We start from the raw sequence: 18,421 nt of genomic DNA on the forward strand, positions 1-18,421 counted from the left end.
TTATGGCTGTTCAAAAAAGCAAGCATTCTAGATCTAAAAGAGGAATGAGAAGATCTCATGACAAATGTAAAATATCACAAATATCTATAGATAATTATTCTAAAGAAAAACATATAAGACATCATATGACTAAAAAAAAATTTTATAGAGGTAAAAAAATTTTTTAATATAAATTATCTTAAACAATAAAAATAAAAAAATTTTATATATCATATTGAATATGATATATAAAATTTTTAAAAAAAAATAATTTAATAATAAAAAGTTAAGGAAAATAAAATGAATTTTGCTATAATATTTCCTGGCCAGGGTAATTATAATAAAAAAAAAATAATTAAACTTTATAAATCAAGCATTATAATAAGAAAAACTTTTGAAAAATCTTCAGATATAATAAAATATAACATATGGAAAAATGTACAAGAAACATCTATAGAAAAAATTAAAAATAGATATTTGCAGCCAATAATAATTACAATATCAATAGCAATATATAAATTATGGAAAAGTATATATAGTAAAAATCCAAGATTTATGTCTGGTCATAGTATTGGAGAATATTCAGCATTAATATGTTCTAATTCTATAAATTTAAAAACAGGTCTAGTTTTATCAAAAAAAAGAGGAAAACTTTTAGAAAAATCATCAATTAATAGAAAAATTTCTACTCAAATAATATTTGGTTTTACAGAAAAAAAAATATTGAAAATTTGTAAAAAATATTCTAACAATAAAATAGCAGAAATATCTAGTATAAATGAAAAAAAAATAATAGTTATCTCAGGAGATTCATCAATTGTAAGAAAAGTTGTAAAAAAATGTAATAAAAATAGTAAAATTAAAACGTCAAAATTACCTATAAAAGTACCTATACATTGCAGAATTGTAAATTCAATAAAAAAAAAATACTTAAAAATATTAAAAAAAATTAGTTTTAATAAACCTAATTGCAAAATAATAAATAATTTAAATGCTAAAAATCTAAATAATAAAAATACTATTTCAAACTATTTATATAAACAACTATATAAAACAGTAAGATGGAAAGAATGCATTGACTATATTATTAAAAAAAATATAAAATTATTTTTAGAAATTAGTACTAAAAAAATATTATTCAATAAAAAAAATAAAAATATAAAAACAATTACTTTAAACAATAAAAAAAATATGTTAATAGCATTAAAAGAGATAAAAATGAAAAAAAAAAAATAGCAATAGTAACAGGAGCAAGTTCTGGCATAGGAAAAAATATTTGTAAAAAATTATGCAAAATAGGAATATTAGTTATAGGAACAACTACTTCAAAAAAAGGACTTAAAAAAATGAAAAAATATATAAAAAACAAAAAACAAAGACTTTTAATAAATTTTAAAAATTTAAAAAATTTAAAAAATATTATTCTAAACGTTTATAAAAATTTTGGTAAAATAAATATATTAATAAACAATGCGGGAACTAAAAAAGACAAGTTAATAATTAACATGACAAAAAATGATTGGTCTGAAATAATAAAAGTAAATCTTACATCAACTTTTTTAATTTCTAAATATGTAATTAAATATATGTCAAAAAATAAAAATGGTAGAATAATTAGTATAGGATCAATAATAGGAGAAACTGGAAATATAGGACAATCTAATTATTCTGCTTCAAAATATGGAATAATAGGATTTAATAAATCTTTAGCTTTAGAAGTTGCATCATATGGAATAACTGCAAATGTAATATCTCCTGGTTTTATTAACACTAAAATGACAAAATATCTTACTAAAGAACAAAAAAAAAAATATTTAGAAAAAATACCAATGAAAAAATTTGGGAAAAAAAAATATATAACTAATGCTGTATTGTTTTTAATATCAAAAAATGCATCTTACATTACAGGTCAAACTATACATGTAAATGGAGGAATGTATATGAAGTAAAATAATACATGAAGAGAAAAAAAATGAAAAAATTAATTAATATAATAAAAAAAATAATAACAAACAAATTTAAAATTAAAGACATTAAAAAAAAAAAAAAAATAAATATAGATTCTTTAGAAAAAATAGAATTAATAATGATTTTAGAAGAAAAATTTAATATAGAAATAGAAGATTATGAAGCAAAAAATTTAAATACATTAAAAAAAATAACAAAACTAGTTTTCAAAAAAATAAACAAAATATCTCATGAAAAAAAATAAATTTATTGTTTTAGAGGGAATAGAGGGATCAGGAAAATCAGAAATGTGTTTTTATTTATATAAAATATTAAGTAAAAATAATATTAATAAAGTAATATGTGTGAGACAACCAGGAGGTACAATTATTTGCGAAAAAATAAGAAAAATAATAAAAGAAGAAATAAAAGATGATAAAATAGATAAAAAAACAGAAATACTATTATTATATGCATCTAGAATACAATTAATTGAAAATAAAATAAAATTATATTTAAAAAATGATTATTGGGTAATATGTGATAGACACAACTTATCAACAATGGCATATCAAATAGCTGCAGAAAAAAAAAATAAAACATTGATAAAAAAATTAACAAAAATGTTATTAAAAAATTTTAATCCATATTTAACAATATACTTAGATGTATTACCAGTAATAGGATTAAATAGAATTAGTATTAGGGGAAAACTAGATAGAATAGAAAAAAAAGGAATAAATTTTTTTACTAAAGTAAGAAAAAACTATTTAAGACAAATAAAAAAAGCTCCTAATACATTTACAATTAATGCTTCTTTAGAAAAACAAGAAGTTAAAAAAAAAATAAAAAAAAAATTTATATTTTGGTTAAAAAATGAATGGAAAATAAATGAAATATAATTTATATCCTTGGTTAAAAAAATATTATAAAAAAATTGTTAATATTTTAAAAAACAATAATCATCATGCTATTTTAATAAATTCTTCTGAAAATATTGGAATACATAAATTAATATTATATATAAAATACTGGATTTCATGTGATAAAAAAATAAAAAAAAATTTTTGTAATAAATGTTTAAATTGTATATTAATAAGAAAATGTGTTCATCCTGATATATATGATTTTCAATTACACAAAAAACTTGGAGTAGTAAAAATAAGAAAAATAATAAAAAAAATATTTAATACACCACATCAAGGAAATAAAAAAATAATTTGTATAAAAAATGCAGAATTATTAACAGAATTAGAAAGCAATGTATTACTTAAAACAATTGAAGAACCTCCTAAAAATACTATTTTTATACTTCAAACATATAAAATAAAAAATTTAATATTAACTTTAAAAAGTAGATTATATATATTAAATATATTTAATCCTAAAAAAAAAATAGTAATAAATTGGTTAAAAGAAAATAAAATTTTAAACAAAAAAAAATACAACATAGCTTTAAAAATTAGTAATAATTCTCCAATGTATACAAAAAAAATATTATGTAGTGATTTATTAAAAATCAGAAAACAATTTTATAAAGATTTCTTAAAAATTTTAATTAATAAAAATATTATAAGTTTTATATATATAATTAAAAAAAGTATATTATCATTCTTAATATATTTAATATATACAATATTTTTAGATACAATTAAATATAAAAAAAAAATTTTTAGTCATATAACTAATACAGACCAAAAAAAATTAATCAAGTTTATATCAAAAAATTTAAAAAATAAAAATATATACAATAGTATAAAATCTTGGATGCAATTTGAAAAAAATATAAAAGAAATAAATGGAATAAATTATGATTTAATAATATTAGAACAAATTTTAAAATGGAATCAAATATTAAAAAATAATATTAACAATCCTTTATTACCAGAAATATAAAAATATGATACTAATAGATTCACATTGTCATTTAGATAGATTGAATTATAAAAAAATAAAAAAAAGTTTAGATGAAATATTATATAAGTCTGAAAAAAAATATGTAAAATATATTTTAAATGTTTCCACATCAATAAAGAATTTTGAAGCAATGACAAAATTTATAGGAAACAGAAAAAATATATTTTATGCTTGTGGAATACATCCTTTTTATTATCAAAAAAATATAAAAACAAAAGAAATAATAAAAAAATTTAAGAATAAAAATGTAATTGCAGTAGGAGAAATTGGATTAGACTATTCTAATAAAAATGTAGTAAAAAAAAAAAAACAAAAACAAATGTTTTTAAAACAAATTAAAATAAGCGAGAAACTACAAAAACCAATAATAGTACATACTAGAAATTCTATAAAAGATACAATAAAAATTTTAAAAAAAAAAAAAATAAAAAAAAATAGTGGAGTTATACATTCTTTTAATGAAACTAACATAAAGTATATAAAAAAAATATTAGATTTAAATTTTTATATATCAATATCTGGTATAATAACATTTAAAAATGCAGAAAAATTAAGAAAAATAATAGAATACATACCTTTGGAAAAACTTCTTATAGAAACTGATTCTCCATATCTCACTCCAGAACCTAAAAGAGGAAAAGAAAATGAACCATGTAACTTATATTATATAGCAAAAAAAATATCTGAAATTAAAAAAATTAAATTAGTTAAAATGTCAAATATTATAAGAAAAAATTTTCAAAAATTATTTAAAGTAAAAATAAAATAACATTTATAAAATAAAAATTTTGATAATACAAACTAAACTATAATATTATAGTTTTATAAAATACAAAATAAAATAGAGTTAAAAATATGTTTAAAAATATTTTTGCTAATTTGCAAAAAACAGGTAAATCATTAATGCTTCCTGTATCAGTACTTCCAATAGCTGGAATATTATTAGGAATAGGTTCTGCTCATTTCGAAACAATACCAAAATTAATTTCTAATATAATGATAGAATCTGGAAGTTCAATTTTTCATAATATGCCTTTAATATTTGCTATTGGAATATCATTAGGATTTACGAAAAATGACGGAGTTGCAGCCTTAGCGTCTGTAATTTCATATGAAATAATGTCTAAAACTTTTTCTACAACATTACCAGTGTTTTCTAACTTTTCAGGTACTACATTAAAACAAACACACTTAATTGATACAGGAATTCTCGGTGGAATATTGTCTGGTGCTATGTCATCATATATGTTCAATACATTTTATAAAATTAAACTACCAGAATATTTAGGATTCTTTACAGGTAAAAGATTTGTTCCTATAATATCAGGATTGTCTTCTATTATATTAGGAATTTTTTTATCATTAATATGGCCCCCAATAGGAAAATTAATTCAAAATTTTTCTGAATGGGCGGCATATCAAAATCCTATCTTAGCATTTTTTATATATGGATCTTTAGAAAGAGCTCTTATTCCATTAGGACTTCATCATATATGGAATGTTCCATTTCAAATGCAAGTCGGAGAATATATAAACAATATAGGACAAATTTTCCATGGAGACATAGCTAGATATATGGCTGGAGATCCTACAGCTGGAAAATTATCTGGAGGATTTTTGTTTAAAATGTATGGTTTGCCAGGAGCGGCACTAGCAATTTGGCATTGCGCAAAAAGTAATAATAGAAAAAAAATTGGAGGACTAATGATTTCTGCTTCATTAACTTCTTTTATTACTGGAATTACAGAACCTATTGAATTTGCATTTATGATGACAGCACCTATTTTATATATAATACACTCTATTTTAGCTGGTTTATCATTTCCAATATGTATTTTATTAAACATGAGAGCAGGAGCTAGTTTTTCGCATGGAATAATAGATTTTATGATATTAAGCGGACATGGAAATAATATAATGTTATTTCCTATAATAGGAATACTATATGGAATAATATATTATTTAATCTTTTATTTTTTAATAAAAGTTTTTAATTTAAATACTCCTGGAAGAGAAAAAAAAAATTTTTATGTTATTAAAAACACAAACATTGCAAATAAAATAGTAAAATCATTAGGAGGTAAAAAAAATATTTTAAATTTAGATGCATGCATAACAAGATTAAGAATTACAGTAATAGATATGTCTAAAGTTCAAACAAAAAAAATAAAAAGTTTAGGAGCATCAGCAGTAATTATATCTGGATCAGGAATACAAGCGATTTTTGGAACTAAATCAGACAATATAAAAACTGAAATAGATGAATATTTAAAAAAAACAAAAAAATAATTTTTTTCTAATGATAAAAAAATAGGGTGAGCATATTATCTCACCCATAAATATCTAAATTTATAAATATATTTATAAATTTAAAATGGAGGAAAAATGAACAACAAAAATATTTTTAATAAAATAATTAAAAAAAAAATTCCATCTAAAATTATATATCAAGATAAAAAAATCACTATGTTTGAAGATATAAACCCTAAATCCCCAATACACATATTGATTGTTCCCAACCAAAAAATAAAATCAATAAATAAAATAAATAAAAATAATAAAAATATCATCGGATATATGATATATAAATCAGTAAGAATTGCAAAAAAAATGAAATTTGCAGAAGACGGATATAGATTAGTAATTAATTGTAATAAAAATGGAGGACAAATAGTACCTCATCTACATATACATATGTTAGCAGGGAAAAAATTAAGAAACTTTTGTTAGAGATAAATAGTAAAAATTGTTCATGAAAATAATAATATAAAGTCAAAAACTAAATTTATTCATAGTTCTAGGAAATGGAGAAGCATCTTTAATATTTTCTAATCCAGTTATATAGCATAATAATCTTTCAAACCCTATCCCAAATCCTGAATGAAGCACTGTTCCATATTTTCTTAAATCTCTATACCACCAATATTTTCTCTTACTTAAACCAAATTCATTAAATTTTTTATCTAATATATGTAATCTTTCTTCTCTTTGAGACCCACCTATAACTTCACCAATACCTGGTAAAAACACATCCATTGAAGCAACAGTGACATCATCATCATTATTTCTCATATAAAAAGCTTTTAATTTTTTAGGAAAATTCTTTATTATAACAGGTTTATTAAAATATTTATTTACAATATATTTTTCTTGATCAGAAGAAATATCTTGTCCAAAACAAATGTTTTTTTTATTTCTATTTAATATTTTTATTGCGTCTTTATATTCTATTTCAATAAAACTTAATTCTAATATATTATCTAAATTATAAAAAATATTTTTGTTCAAATATTTTTCTAAAAATTCTATATCTAATGCACATTTTTTTATAACATATTTTATAGAATGTCTTAAAATAAATTTAGCAATAGATATTATTTTTTTTAAATTTAAAAAAGATGCTTCAACTTCTAACATCCAAAATTCAGATAAATGTCTTGTTGTATTAGAATTTTCTGCTCTGAAAATAGGTCCAAAAGTATATACTTTTGATAATGCTGAAGAATAAGTTTCTAAAGTCAATTGGCCTGAAACAGTTAAAAATGCATTCGAAAAACTATTATTTTTTTTACAAATATAGTTATCATTTTTTATACAAACATTAAACATAGATCCAGAACCTTCAGTATTTAAACCTGTAATTATTGGAGTAGGAACCCAAAAAAAATCATTTTTAATTAAAAAGTTATTTAATCCATGAAATAAACTATTTCTAATTCTAGATATTGAATTAAAAAATTTTGTTCTAGGTCTTAAATGTGCAAAGCTTCTTAAATATTCAAAAGTATGCTTTTTTAATGATATAGGATATGTATCAGGATCTTTTATAATTCCAAAAACTTTTATCTTTTTTAACAATAATTCATATTTTTGATTTCCTTTTTTAGAAAGTATTAAAATACCATTAACATGAACCGAACAACCACTATTTAATTTAATTATTTCTAAATAATAATTTTTTAAATTTGATTTAGCAATAATTTGTAAATTATGTATACAAGATCCATCAAAAATATCTATAAAAGATATTCCTATTTTAGAATCTCTTTTACTTTTTATCCATCCAAATATATTTATTATACTATTTATTTTTACTTTATTAGAATATATATCTTTTATAGAAAAAACATTCATAAAATACCTTTAATATTATTTAAAAATTTAATAGCATTAATATGCTCAAAAATATATATATTAATATATTTTTTAAATATTAATTTAAAAATTTTATTTTGAAATTTTAAAATAATTTTTTAAAAAAATTTAATTAAAACACAAAAAATAAAAATTTTAAAAAAGTTATATATTTTTTATTTTCTTTATAATATTTTCTTTACTTTTTTTTAAAAAAAATATTTTTTTGTTTTCAAAAATTATTATATTTTTTGGAGCCCTTTTGATAAAATTTTTATTAAACAATTTATTTTTTAATTTATTTATTTCATAATTTATTTTGTTAATTTTATATATTAGTTCTTTTATACACAAAAAATTTTTATTATCTTTTTTTATAAATAATACAATTTCTATTTCATCTAAAAATTCAATAATAAATTTTTTAAATTTATTTGTTTTATTTACTATAATTATATCTTTTAAATTTGCAACATTTTTTAAAAAATTCAAATTTGAAGTATAAATTTTTTTTAAAATTTTATTATTAATTTTTAAAGCTACAGAAATTTTTTTTGAAAATTTAATTTTAAATTTATTTCTTATATACCTAAATTTTACTAAAAATTTTTGCAGTATATCCATATCTTTTAATTTTTCTGAATTTATAAACTTTTTTTTATATTTAGGAAATCTTTGTAATAAAATACTAATTGAGTTTTTTTTTAAAAAAATGTTTATTTTTTGCCATATTGATTCAGTTATAAAAGGAATTATTGGATGAGATAATATTAATAAATGTTCAAAAATTTTTACTAAATTATACTTATAGAAACATAATTCTTTTTTAGATAAATGTTTAAATAACACTTTTAAAAATTCTAAATACCAATTACAAAAATCATTCCAAATAAAATTATATAAAATATTAGATGCTTTATCAAATCTAAAATTGTTTATACAAATATTGTATTCTTTTATCATAATATTATATTTAGAAAATATCCATTTGTTTACAATACCAATTATTTTGAAAGATTTAATTTTTTCTATTTCTTTCTTAGAAACATTTAAAAATATAAAAACACCAATGTTCCATATTTTATTACAAAAACTTCTATACCCTTTTAACCTATTCATGTCCCAATTAATATTTTTAGTAGGAGAAGATAATGATGCTAAAGTAAATCTAAGAGCATCAGTTCCATAAGAATTTATTCCATTTGGAAAAGATTTTTTTGTTCTATATATAATCTTATGCTTAATATTTTCCTTAAACATATTACTAGTTCTTTTTTTAAGCAATTTTTGTAAAGTTATTCCATCAATTATATCAATTGGATCTATTACATTACCTTTAGATTTAGACATTTTATTACCAATCTCATCTCTAATTAATCCAGTTATGTAAACTTTTTTAAAAGGTATTTGTATAGGAAAATTTTTATTTCCTTCCAACAATTCTGAAGTTAGCATAATCATTCTAGCTATCCAAAAAAATATAATATCAAAACCACTAACCAAAACATTAGTAGGATGAAACATTTTCAATATATTATTTTTATGAGGCCATCCTAAAGATGAAAAAGACCAAATTGCTGATGAAAACCAAGTATCTAAAACATCAGATTCTTTTTTTAAAAAAAAACTTTTTGACAAAAAATATTTTTTTCTAACTTCATTTTCATTATTTCCAACATAAATTTTATTACTATTATCATACCAAACAGGAATTCTATGCCCCCACCATAATTGTCTAGATATGCACCAATCATTTAAATTATTCATCCAAGATGAATATAATTTTTTATATTTATCAGGAATAAAAATAATTTTATCATTTTGCACTAAATTTAATGCTTTTATAGAAATTTTTTTTACTTTTAAATACCATTGATTTGTTATTCTAGGTTCTATTATTGATCCAGTTCTATCTCCTATAGGAATTTTTATTTTAATTTTTTCTATTCCATTCAATAAATTATTTTTTTTTAAAAAATCTAAAATTTTTTTTCTAGCTTTAATTTTATCTAAATCATGTAAAAATTTTGGCGACAGTTCTTCATATTTATGTTTATTTATATAAATTTTTAATTTTTTATATATTTTACCATCTTTAGTAAAAATATTTATTAAAGGTAATTTATTAGATATAGCAATTTTATAATCATTAAAATCATGAGCTGGAGTAATTTTTACACAACCAGTTCCTTTATTTATTTTTATATTTATATCTGAAACTATTGGTATAATTCTATTAACTATTGGAACTACAACTCTTTTACCTATAAAAAGTTTATATCTAGAATCATTTGGATTTACAGCAATTGCAACATCTCCTAATATAGTTTCAGGTCTAGTAGTAGCTACTACTATGTATTTTTTATTATTTAAATTATTTTTGTTAAAAAAATAATATTTTATATGCCACATAAATCCTTTATAAAATTTGTTTTCTATTTCAATATCTGATATAACACTTTGACATTTAAAATCCCAATTTACTAAAGTTTTTTTTCTATATATTAGTTTTTTATTAAACAATGATATAAATGCAAATCTAACAGATTTTGAAATTTTTTTATCTAATGTAAAATAATTTCTACTCCAATCTACAGAACTTCCTAATCTTCTTATTTGAGAACAAATATTATTAGACATTTTTTTTTTCCATTTCCACATAATATTTAAAAAGTTCTCTTTGGTAATATTATTTTTACTTAAACCCATTTTAGAATTTATATATTTTTCTACTAATATTTGTGTTGCTATTCCTGCATGATCTATACCTGGTTGCCATAAAGTATTTTTTCCATTCATTTTGTTATATCTTATTAAAATATCCATAATAGTATGTTGAAAAGCATGCCCCATATGTAAATTACCAGTTATATTAGGGGGAGGCATTATAATACAAAAATTTTTTTTAAAAACATTTTTTTTATATTTAAAAAACTTATTTTTTTCCCAAAACTTGTATAACTTTTTTTCTATTTCTTTAGGATTATATATTTTTTTCATATATTTATACTTAAATAAAATTTGTTAAGAATTATTATATATTGTATCTATTAAAGAGTTTTTTAATAAAAATTGTGATAATAAATCTACAGGTCTTCCTGAAGAAACATATCCATGTCTAACTTTTAAAGTAGCAGTACCTGCAATGTCTAAATGAATCCATGGTATTCTTTTGTCTACAAAACAAGATAAAAAAACCGCAGCAGTAATGGCTCCAGCACTATTTTTACTAAAATTTGACAAATCTGCTATATTAGATTTTAAATATTTTTTATATTCTTCAAAAATAGGTAAATTCCATATAATATCCATTACATCTTTACCTGATTCATTAAAATCATAAATTAATTCATTATTGTTAGAAAATGCACCAGTCGCTAAATTACCTAAAGAAGTAATACAATCTCCTGTTAAAGTAGCAACATCTATAATTATTTTAGGATTAAATTTTTTGCAATATGATAAAACATCACACAATATTAATCTTCCTTCAGCATCAGTGTCTAATATTTCTACAGTTTTACCTGAAAAAGTTTTAATTACATAACCAGGTAAAAATGATTTATTACCAATAATATTTTCTGAACAAGCTAAAATAGCTATTATATTTAAATTTAAATTAAGTTTAATTGCGGAAAATATAGCTCCAAATACTGATGCAGCTCCAGACATGTCATATTTCATTTCATACATATCTAAAGAATTTTTTAAACAAATACCTCCAGTATCAAATGTAACTCCTTTACCTATTAAAACTATAGGTTTTTCATTTTTTTCTTTAGCGCCATTATAATGTATAATTGACATAAAAGATTTATTGTTAGATCCTAATCCTACGTTATAATAAGCATTCATACCTAATTTTTTTATATCTTTAGAGTCAAAAATTTCCACATGAACTTTTTTTCTAAATTTATTTTCTAAACTTTTAGCTTTTTTGGCAAAATATTTTGGAGTACAAATGTTAGGAGGCATATTAGAAATGTCTTTAGAAATTTTAACTCCTAAAGAAATATTTTTTCCATGATAAATAGCCTGACTTCCTATATTAAATTCATTTTGATTAAAAATTTTTATAAATATATTTTTAACTAATTTATTCTTAACTTTTTTGCTTTTAAATTTATTAAAACAATAATATATTTCTGATATAGTCTTGATTAAAATTCTTATTTTCCAATATAAATCTCTTTCTTTAATATTAAATTTCATTAAATAAAGTAAAACATTTTTTATGTAACAATGTTTTTGTATTAACAAAAATACTTTTTTAATTATTTTTACATATTTTCTATCACTTAAGAATTTTTTGTTTCCACAACCTACTATTATTATATTTTTATATTTAAAACTTTTATCACTATTTATAAATAAAATGTTTCCTATCTTATTAACAAATTTTTCTTCAATAATTTTTTTTTTTAATTTTTTTTTTAATAAAACATCATTTTCAATTTCATAAGAAGAATTTAAATTATTTTTAAAAAAACCTAAAATTAAACAATCATATAAATTGTCTTCTGAATTATAATTTTCTAAAATAAATTTCATAAATTTATAAAAAACACATAATTATTTTTTAATAATATAACATTAAAAATAATATAATTTAATAAAAAACTAAAATAATATACTAAAAAAATAAAACTACGAAAATAAAACAAAATATTTGTATTTATGTTAATAAAAACTTATAATTAAAATATTATAATTTATTTTTAAAAATACAATATGGAAAACTCTTTATATAAAAAAAGTTTATTATCTCTTTCAGACATAAACAAGAATGAAATAAATAATATAATTAAATTAGCTTATAAACTAAAAAAAAAAAAAAAATATAAAAAAGAAAAACCATTTTTAAAAAAAAAAAAAATAATATTAATATTTGAATTAAATTCAACTAGAACTAGATGTGCGTTTGAAGTAGCTGCATATGATCAAAAAGCTAATATAACTTATTTAAATGTTAGAGATTCCCATATAGGAGTAAAAGAATCTATAGAAGATACTATAAAAATTTTTAACAATATGTATGATGCTATACAATATAGAGGACCAAAACATGCAACAATAGAAGAAATAAAAAAATATTCTAAAATTCCTGTTTGGAATGGTTTAACTGATAAATTTCATCCTACCCAAATATTATCTGATTTACTAACTATAAAAGAAAATTCTAAAAAAAATAAAAAGTTTTCTGAAATAAAAGTTGCATATGTAGGAGATTGTAAAAACAACATAGCAAATACACTTTTAGAAGCATCTTATATTTTAGGCATTAATATAAATATGATATCTAATAAAAAATTTTTACCTAATTATAAAAAAATTAATTCATGTTTAAAAAAAACCAATAAAAAACATATAAAAATACTTTGTACAGAAAATTTAGATGAAGGATTAGAAAATGTAGATTTTATATATACAGATTCCTGGGTATCTATGAATGAAAACAAAAAAAATTGGATAAACAAAATAAAATTATTAAAAAAATATAAAATAAATTCAAAAACATTAAAAATGACAAATAACAAAAAAGTAAAAATTTTACATTGTTTACCAGCCATACACGATAATAAAACAAAATTATCTAAAAATATTTTTAGAAAATATAATATAAAAAATGGATTAGAAATAACAGATAAAGTATTTAAATCAAAAAATAGTTTAGTTTTTAAACAATCAGAAAATAAAATGCATATAATAAAAGCATTAATGATTTTAAGTCTTAAAAAAAATATAAAAATAAAAATTTAAAAATAACTTTGTAAATAAATAATAATTATGAAAAAATTAAGAAAAATACCAGAAGCAATAGGACCATATAGTATAATATACAAAATAAAAAATATAACAATGATATCAGGACAAATTCCTATAAACATAAAAAATAACAGTATTCCTAAAAAAATATCTGAACAAACAAAAGTTGTATTAAAAAATATAAAAAATATAATAAAAGAAAACAACTTAAAAATAAAAAATATTGCAAAAATAACAATTTTTACTACAAACTTAAATGATATAAAAAAAATAAATAAAATATATAAAAATTTTTTTAAAAAATATACAAAAAAATTTCCAGCTAGAACATGTGTAGAAGTTTCAAAATTACCTAAAAATGTAAACATAGAAATAGATGCAATAGTAATAAAATAAAATATGCCACATAATTAGTGGCATAATGTTTAAAAAAATTAATTATTTTTTCTTCTATTATTAAATTTATAATTAAAATTATTTCTTTTAATTTTTTTTTTAATACGATTACTGTTAAATCTATTATTAACACCAGAAATAAATCTTATGTTTATTAATTTGTTAAGAATTCTGGTATTTTTAAAAGTGTTAACTAAATTTATACTATTAGCAACCTTTTTAGATATTTCTACTATAGAATAAAAATCAAAAAGTTTTATATGTCCGATATCTTTACTATTTATATTTCCTTCATTTGCTATAGCTCCCACAATATGTCTTACTTCAGCTCTATCTTTTTTTCCAACATTTATTCTATAAGAATTCATATCTAAAAATTTTTTTTTATTATTTTTATATAATTTATTATTATATGTAAAATTTTCTTTAAAATTATTGTTTATTTCACGATTTTTTTTTTCAAAATTATCTTGTACTATCAAAGGTCTATCTTTTTGAGCCATTTTTAAAAATACTGAAGATAAAACTTCTAAACTAACTTTTTTGCCTATATCTATTTTTTTTAATATTTTTTTATATACATCTAAATCTTTACTTTTTAATTCTTCTTTTATCTTTTTACAAAAATTTTTTAACCTGTTTTTTACTAATAATTCTGTTTTAGGAAGATCTATTTTTACTATTTTTGTTTTTATAATTTTTTCTATATTATATAATAATCTTCTTTCTCTAGGTTCTACAAATAATAAAGCATTTCCAGAACGTCCAGCTCTACCAGTTCTACCAATTCTATGTATATAAGATTCCACATCCATAGGAATATCATAATTAATTACTAAACTAATTCTATCTACATCTAATCCTCTAGCAGCAACATCTGTAGCTATTAAAATATCTAATCTACCATCTTTTAATTTTTCTAAAGTTTTTTCTCTTACAGATTGATTCATATCTCCATTTAATGCAGAACTATTATAACCATGTTTTTCTAAAGCTTCTGAAACCTCTAAAGTAGCATTTTTTGTTTTAACAAATATTATTGTAGCAGAAAATTTTTCTGTTTCTAAAAATTTTATTAGAGCATCAGTTTTTTTGCCATATACCATCCAAAATTTTTGTTTAATATTTGGCCTATTTCGTAAATTAGACTCTATTTTTATTTCTTTAGGAAACTTCATAAATCTTCTTGATATTTTTCTTATAACATTAGGCATAGTAGCAGAAAATAATGCAGTTTGATGTTCTTTAGGAACATTAGACATTATATTTTTTACATCTTCAATAAAACCCATTCTTAACATTTCATCCGCTTCATCTAGAACTAAACTTTTTAATTTAGAAAGATTTAATGTTTTTCTTTTAAGATGATCTAATAATCTACCAGGAGTGCCTACTACAATCTGTGGCCCTAATTTTAACACTTTAAGTTGTAATTCATATCTTTGACCTCCATATAATGCTAAAATATTTATTCCTCTTATATATTTAGCAAATATAGAAAAAGATTTAGAAACTTGTATTGCTAGCTCTCTAGTTGGTGTTAAAACCAAAATTTGAGGCATTTGTAAATTTAAATTAATATTGTTTAATAACGGTAAAGCAAAAGCTGCTGTTTTACCACTACCAGTTTGAGCCATACCTAACACATCCACACCTTTTAATAAAAACGGTATACATAGTTTTTGTATTGGAGAAGGCGTTATATATTTTATTTCATTTAATGATTTTATTAAAACATCTTTTAAACCTAAAGAAGAAAATGTAAATTTATTATGAGTCATGCAATTGTATATGCCTCTTAATTTACAAATATCATTTATTTTATTAAGTAACAATTTTAAATTTTAATTTTTATTTGTTTAAAAAGACAATAAATAAAAATATTTAAACTAAAATAACAAAATAGCATACATAATTTACATAGGCAAATCTATTTAATAATTTAAAATATTGTTTAAAAAAACGTTTAAATAATAAATAATAATGTCAAACATAAAATTTGTTATTATTAACATGATATAAAAAAAAATTAAAAAAATATTTTTTTCTAATTGTTCTATACAATTTAATAAAATGTTTAAAAAATATTAAAAAGTAAATTTAAAATTTAGCTTCTTTTATACTAAGTCGTAATCGTCCATGACGATCTATTTCTAATACTTTTACAGACACAATTTGATCAACATTTAAATAACTAGACACTTTATCTATATGTTTATTAGAAATTTGAGATATATGAACTAAACCTTCTTTTCCAGATCCTATTGAAACAAATGCTCCAAATTCTACTATCTTAGTAATTTTACCAGAATATATTTTTCCTATTTCTATGTCTGAAGTAATATCCTTTATTTTTTTAATTGCATTTTTAGCTTGTTCCTTTATAACTGATGATATTTTAACTGTACCATCATCCTCTATTTCTATTGTAGTTCCAGTTTCTTCTGTAAGAGTTCTAATTACAGATCCACCTTTTCCTATAACATCTTTAATTTTATCAGGACTAATTTTTATTGTATGGATTCTAGGAGCAAATTTAGATATATCTCTTCTAGGCTTATTTATATATTTAGACATCTGTTTTAATATCTTTAATCTTGCTATTCTTGCCTCTTTTAAAACTGCTTTTATTATTTTTATATTAACTCCTTCAATTTTAATATCCATTTGAAGAGAAGTTATTCCAATTACACTACCAGATATTTTAAAATCCATATCTCCTAAATGATCTTCTTCTCCAGAAATATCAGACAAAATAACATATTCACTATTTTTTTTAACTAAACCCATCGCTATTCCTGCTATGGCAAATTTTATAGGAACTCCCGCATCCATTAAAGCTAATGATGCTCCACATACTGAAGCCATAGAAGATGAACCGTTTGATTCAGTAATTTCAGAAACTACTCTAATGGTATATGGAAACATTTCTATATTAGGCATAGAAGCAATCAAACTTTTTTTTGCTAATCTCCCATGTCCTATTTCTCTTCTTTTAGGTGAACTAGATGGACCTATTTCGCCTACAGAATAAGGAGGAAAATTATAATGAAATAAAAAATTGTCAGTTTTGTCACCTAATAGCTCATCCAAATTTTGTGCATCTCTTGCTGTTCCTAGTGTTACTGATACTAGAGACTGAGTTTGACCTCGTGTAAAAAGTGATGATCCATGTACTCTAGGTAATATACTAGTTTTTATATTTATATCTCTAATTTGATTAAAATTTCTCTTATCAATTCTATTAAAATCTTTTAAAACAATATCTCTAAACACATTTCTTTCTATAGTTTTTATTATATTATCTATTTCTAAAGTATTAGAATTATATTTTTTTCCAACAAATAATTTTGTTATTTCATCTTTTATAATTTTTATGCTTTCTATTCTTTCTTGTTTTAAATATTTATAATAAGATTTTATTATTTTTTTTCTAACTAGATTGTCAACTTTTTTAAATAATTTTTTATTTACAGACAAAATATTGCAAAATATATTAGGTTTTAAAACTTTTTCAGAGAACAATAAAATATTTTTAATTAATTTTTTTTGTTTTTTGTAACCAAAATAAATTGCTTTTAAAATTTCACTTTCATTTAATATATTAGCTTCAGCTTCTATCATTAAAATAGCGTTCTTAGTCCCTGAAACTATTAAATCTAATTTACTAGATTTCATATCTTTTATAGTAGGATTTAAAATATAATTATCATCTATAAAACCAACTCTAGAAACTCCTATAGGACCATAGAATGGAATTCCTGAAATGCTTAAAGCAGATGAAGCTCCTATAATAGCAACAATATCTGGATTTACCTGAGGATTTACAGAAACCACAGTAGCCACAATTTGAACTTCATTTAATAAACCAACAGGGAATAAAGGTCTAATAGGTCTATCTATCAATCTCGCAATTAATATTTCATTCTCACTAGGTCTTCCTTCTCTTCTAAAAAATCCTCCTGGTATTCTACCAGCAGCGTATGTTCTTTCTTGATAATTAACAGTCAAAGAAAAAAAATCATTTTCTTCTTCAACTTCTTTTTTAAATACTACTGTAACTAAAACTACTGTATCGTCCATATTAATCAAAACTGATGAAGTAGCTTGTTTTGCTATAATTCCCGTTTCTAAGGTAATTATATTATTACCATATTTAAATGTACTCTTTATAAAATTTTGCACTAAAATTTCCTTAATATATAATTATTAAAATTATTGTTATATACAAATTAAAATTTTATACATAATTGTTTAAAAAACAAAATAATAATAAAATTAT

General features: G+C 20.2%; 16 protein-coding genes. 11 read left to right on the top strand and 5 right to left on the bottom strand.

The features are described from left to right. Positions 1 to 2: 2 nt before the first annotated feature. The 9 genes from rpmF to RJD23_RS01225 all read left to right on the top strand — a co-directional run bounded on the left by rpmF (position 3) and on the right by RJD23_RS01225 (position 6,573). Positions 3 to 167, top strand: coding sequence for a 50S ribosomal protein L32 (gene rpmF, locus RJD23_RS01185; protein ID WP_343188061.1), 165 nt, complete (start codon positions 3 to 5; stop codon positions 165 to 167). Between the two features lie 112 nt (positions 168 to 279). Beyond that, a complete protein-coding gene (locus tag RJD23_RS01190) occupies positions 280 to 1,215 on the top strand; it encodes an acyltransferase domain-containing protein (protein WP_343188062.1) in 936 nt (311 codons plus the stop codon). Continuing rightward, on the top strand, positions 1,182 to 1,928 hold the full coding sequence (fabG, locus tag RJD23_RS01195) for a 3-oxoacyl-ACP reductase FabG (protein WP_343188394.1): 747 nt from the start codon (positions 1,182 to 1,184) through the stop codon (positions 1,926 to 1,928). The genes RJD23_RS01190 and fabG overlap by 34 nt, the downstream gene beginning before the upstream one ends. Positions 1,929 to 1,951: 23 nt before the next feature. Further along, positions 1,952 to 2,191, top strand: a complete 240-nt coding sequence (locus tag RJD23_RS01200; protein WP_343188063.1) for a hypothetical protein — start codon at positions 1,952 to 1,954, stop codon at positions 2,189 to 2,191. Further along, positions 2,178 to 2,828: a dTMP kinase gene (gene tmk / locus RJD23_RS01205; RefSeq protein ID WP_343188064.1), complete on the top strand. Its 651-nt coding sequence runs from the start codon at positions 2,178 to 2,180 to the stop codon at positions 2,826 to 2,828. Before RJD23_RS01200 ends, tmk begins: the two co-directional genes overlap by 14 nt. After that, complete coding sequence (locus tag RJD23_RS01210) at positions 2,818 to 3,822, top strand: DNA polymerase III subunit delta' C-terminal domain-containing protein (RefSeq protein ID WP_343188065.1); 1,005 nt, start codon at positions 2,818 to 2,820, stop codon at positions 3,820 to 3,822. The genes tmk and RJD23_RS01210 overlap by 11 nt, the downstream gene beginning before the upstream one ends. A 4-nt stretch (positions 3,823 to 3,826) precedes the next feature. Further along, complete coding sequence (locus RJD23_RS01215) at positions 3,827 to 4,612, top strand: TatD family hydrolase (RefSeq protein ID WP_343188066.1); 786 nt, start codon at positions 3,827 to 3,829, stop codon at positions 4,610 to 4,612. A gap of 86 nt (positions 4,613 to 4,698) precedes the next feature. Further along, on the top strand, positions 4,699 to 6,132 hold the full coding sequence (gene ptsG, locus RJD23_RS01220; RefSeq protein ID WP_343188067.1) for a PTS glucose transporter subunit IIBC: 1,434 nt from the start codon (positions 4,699 to 4,701) through the stop codon (positions 6,130 to 6,132). A 96-nt stretch (positions 6,133 to 6,228) separates the two neighbouring features. After that, entirely contained in the window at positions 6,229 to 6,573 is a 345-nt protein-coding gene (locus RJD23_RS01225) for an HIT domain-containing protein (protein ID WP_343188068.1), read from the top strand. A 42-nt stretch (positions 6,574 to 6,615) separates the two neighbouring features. Here RJD23_RS01225 and asnS read toward each other — a convergent pair whose 3' ends face one another. The 3 genes from asnS to RJD23_RS01240 all read right to left on the bottom strand — a co-directional run bounded on the left by asnS (position 6,616) and on the right by RJD23_RS01240 (position 12,528). Continuing rightward, entirely contained in the window at positions 6,616 to 7,977 is a 1,362-nt protein-coding gene (asnS, locus tag RJD23_RS01230) for an asparagine--tRNA ligase (protein WP_343188069.1), read from the bottom strand. Positions 7,978 to 8,142: 165 nt separating this feature from the next. Beyond that, complete coding sequence (locus tag RJD23_RS01235; RefSeq protein WP_343188070.1) at positions 8,143 to 10,977, bottom strand: valine--tRNA ligase; 2,835 nt, start codon at positions 10,975 to 10,977, stop codon at positions 8,143 to 8,145. Positions 10,978 to 11,001: 24 nt separating this feature from the next. Continuing rightward, complete coding sequence (locus RJD23_RS01240; RefSeq protein ID WP_343188071.1) at positions 11,002 to 12,528, bottom strand: leucyl aminopeptidase; 1,527 nt, start codon at positions 12,526 to 12,528, stop codon at positions 11,002 to 11,004. A 180-nt stretch (positions 12,529 to 12,708) separates the two neighbouring features. Here RJD23_RS01240 and argF point away from each other — a divergent pair, with 180 nt between their 5' ends. Beyond that, positions 12,709 to 13,737, top strand: coding sequence for an ornithine carbamoyltransferase (gene argF, locus RJD23_RS01245; RefSeq protein ID WP_343188072.1), 1,029 nt, complete (start codon positions 12,709 to 12,711; stop codon positions 13,735 to 13,737). A gap of 27 nt (positions 13,738 to 13,764) precedes the next feature. Beyond that, complete coding sequence (locus RJD23_RS01250) at positions 13,765 to 14,139, top strand: Rid family detoxifying hydrolase (protein ID WP_343188073.1); 375 nt, start codon at positions 13,765 to 13,767, stop codon at positions 14,137 to 14,139. 38 nt (positions 14,140 to 14,177) lie between these two features. On the opposite strand, the gene RJD23_RS01255 is transcribed toward RJD23_RS01250, so the two are convergent. Both RJD23_RS01255 and pnp read right to left on the bottom strand, forming a co-directional pair. Further along, complete coding sequence (locus tag RJD23_RS01255) at positions 14,178 to 15,920, bottom strand: DEAD/DEAH box helicase (RefSeq protein WP_343188074.1); 1,743 nt, start codon at positions 15,918 to 15,920, stop codon at positions 14,178 to 14,180. Between the two features lie 319 nt (positions 15,921 to 16,239). After that, positions 16,240 to 18,324: a polyribonucleotide nucleotidyltransferase gene (pnp, locus tag RJD23_RS01260; protein WP_343188075.1), complete on the bottom strand. Its 2,085-nt coding sequence runs from the start codon at positions 18,322 to 18,324 to the stop codon at positions 16,240 to 16,242. Between the last annotated feature and the right edge of the window lie 97 nt (positions 18,325 to 18,421).

The organism is Buchnera aphidicola (Ceratoglyphina bambusae) (assembly GCF_039363085.1).
GTDB lineage: Bacteria > Pseudomonadota > Gammaproteobacteria > Enterobacterales > Enterobacteriaceae > Buchnera_G > Buchnera_G aphidicola_E.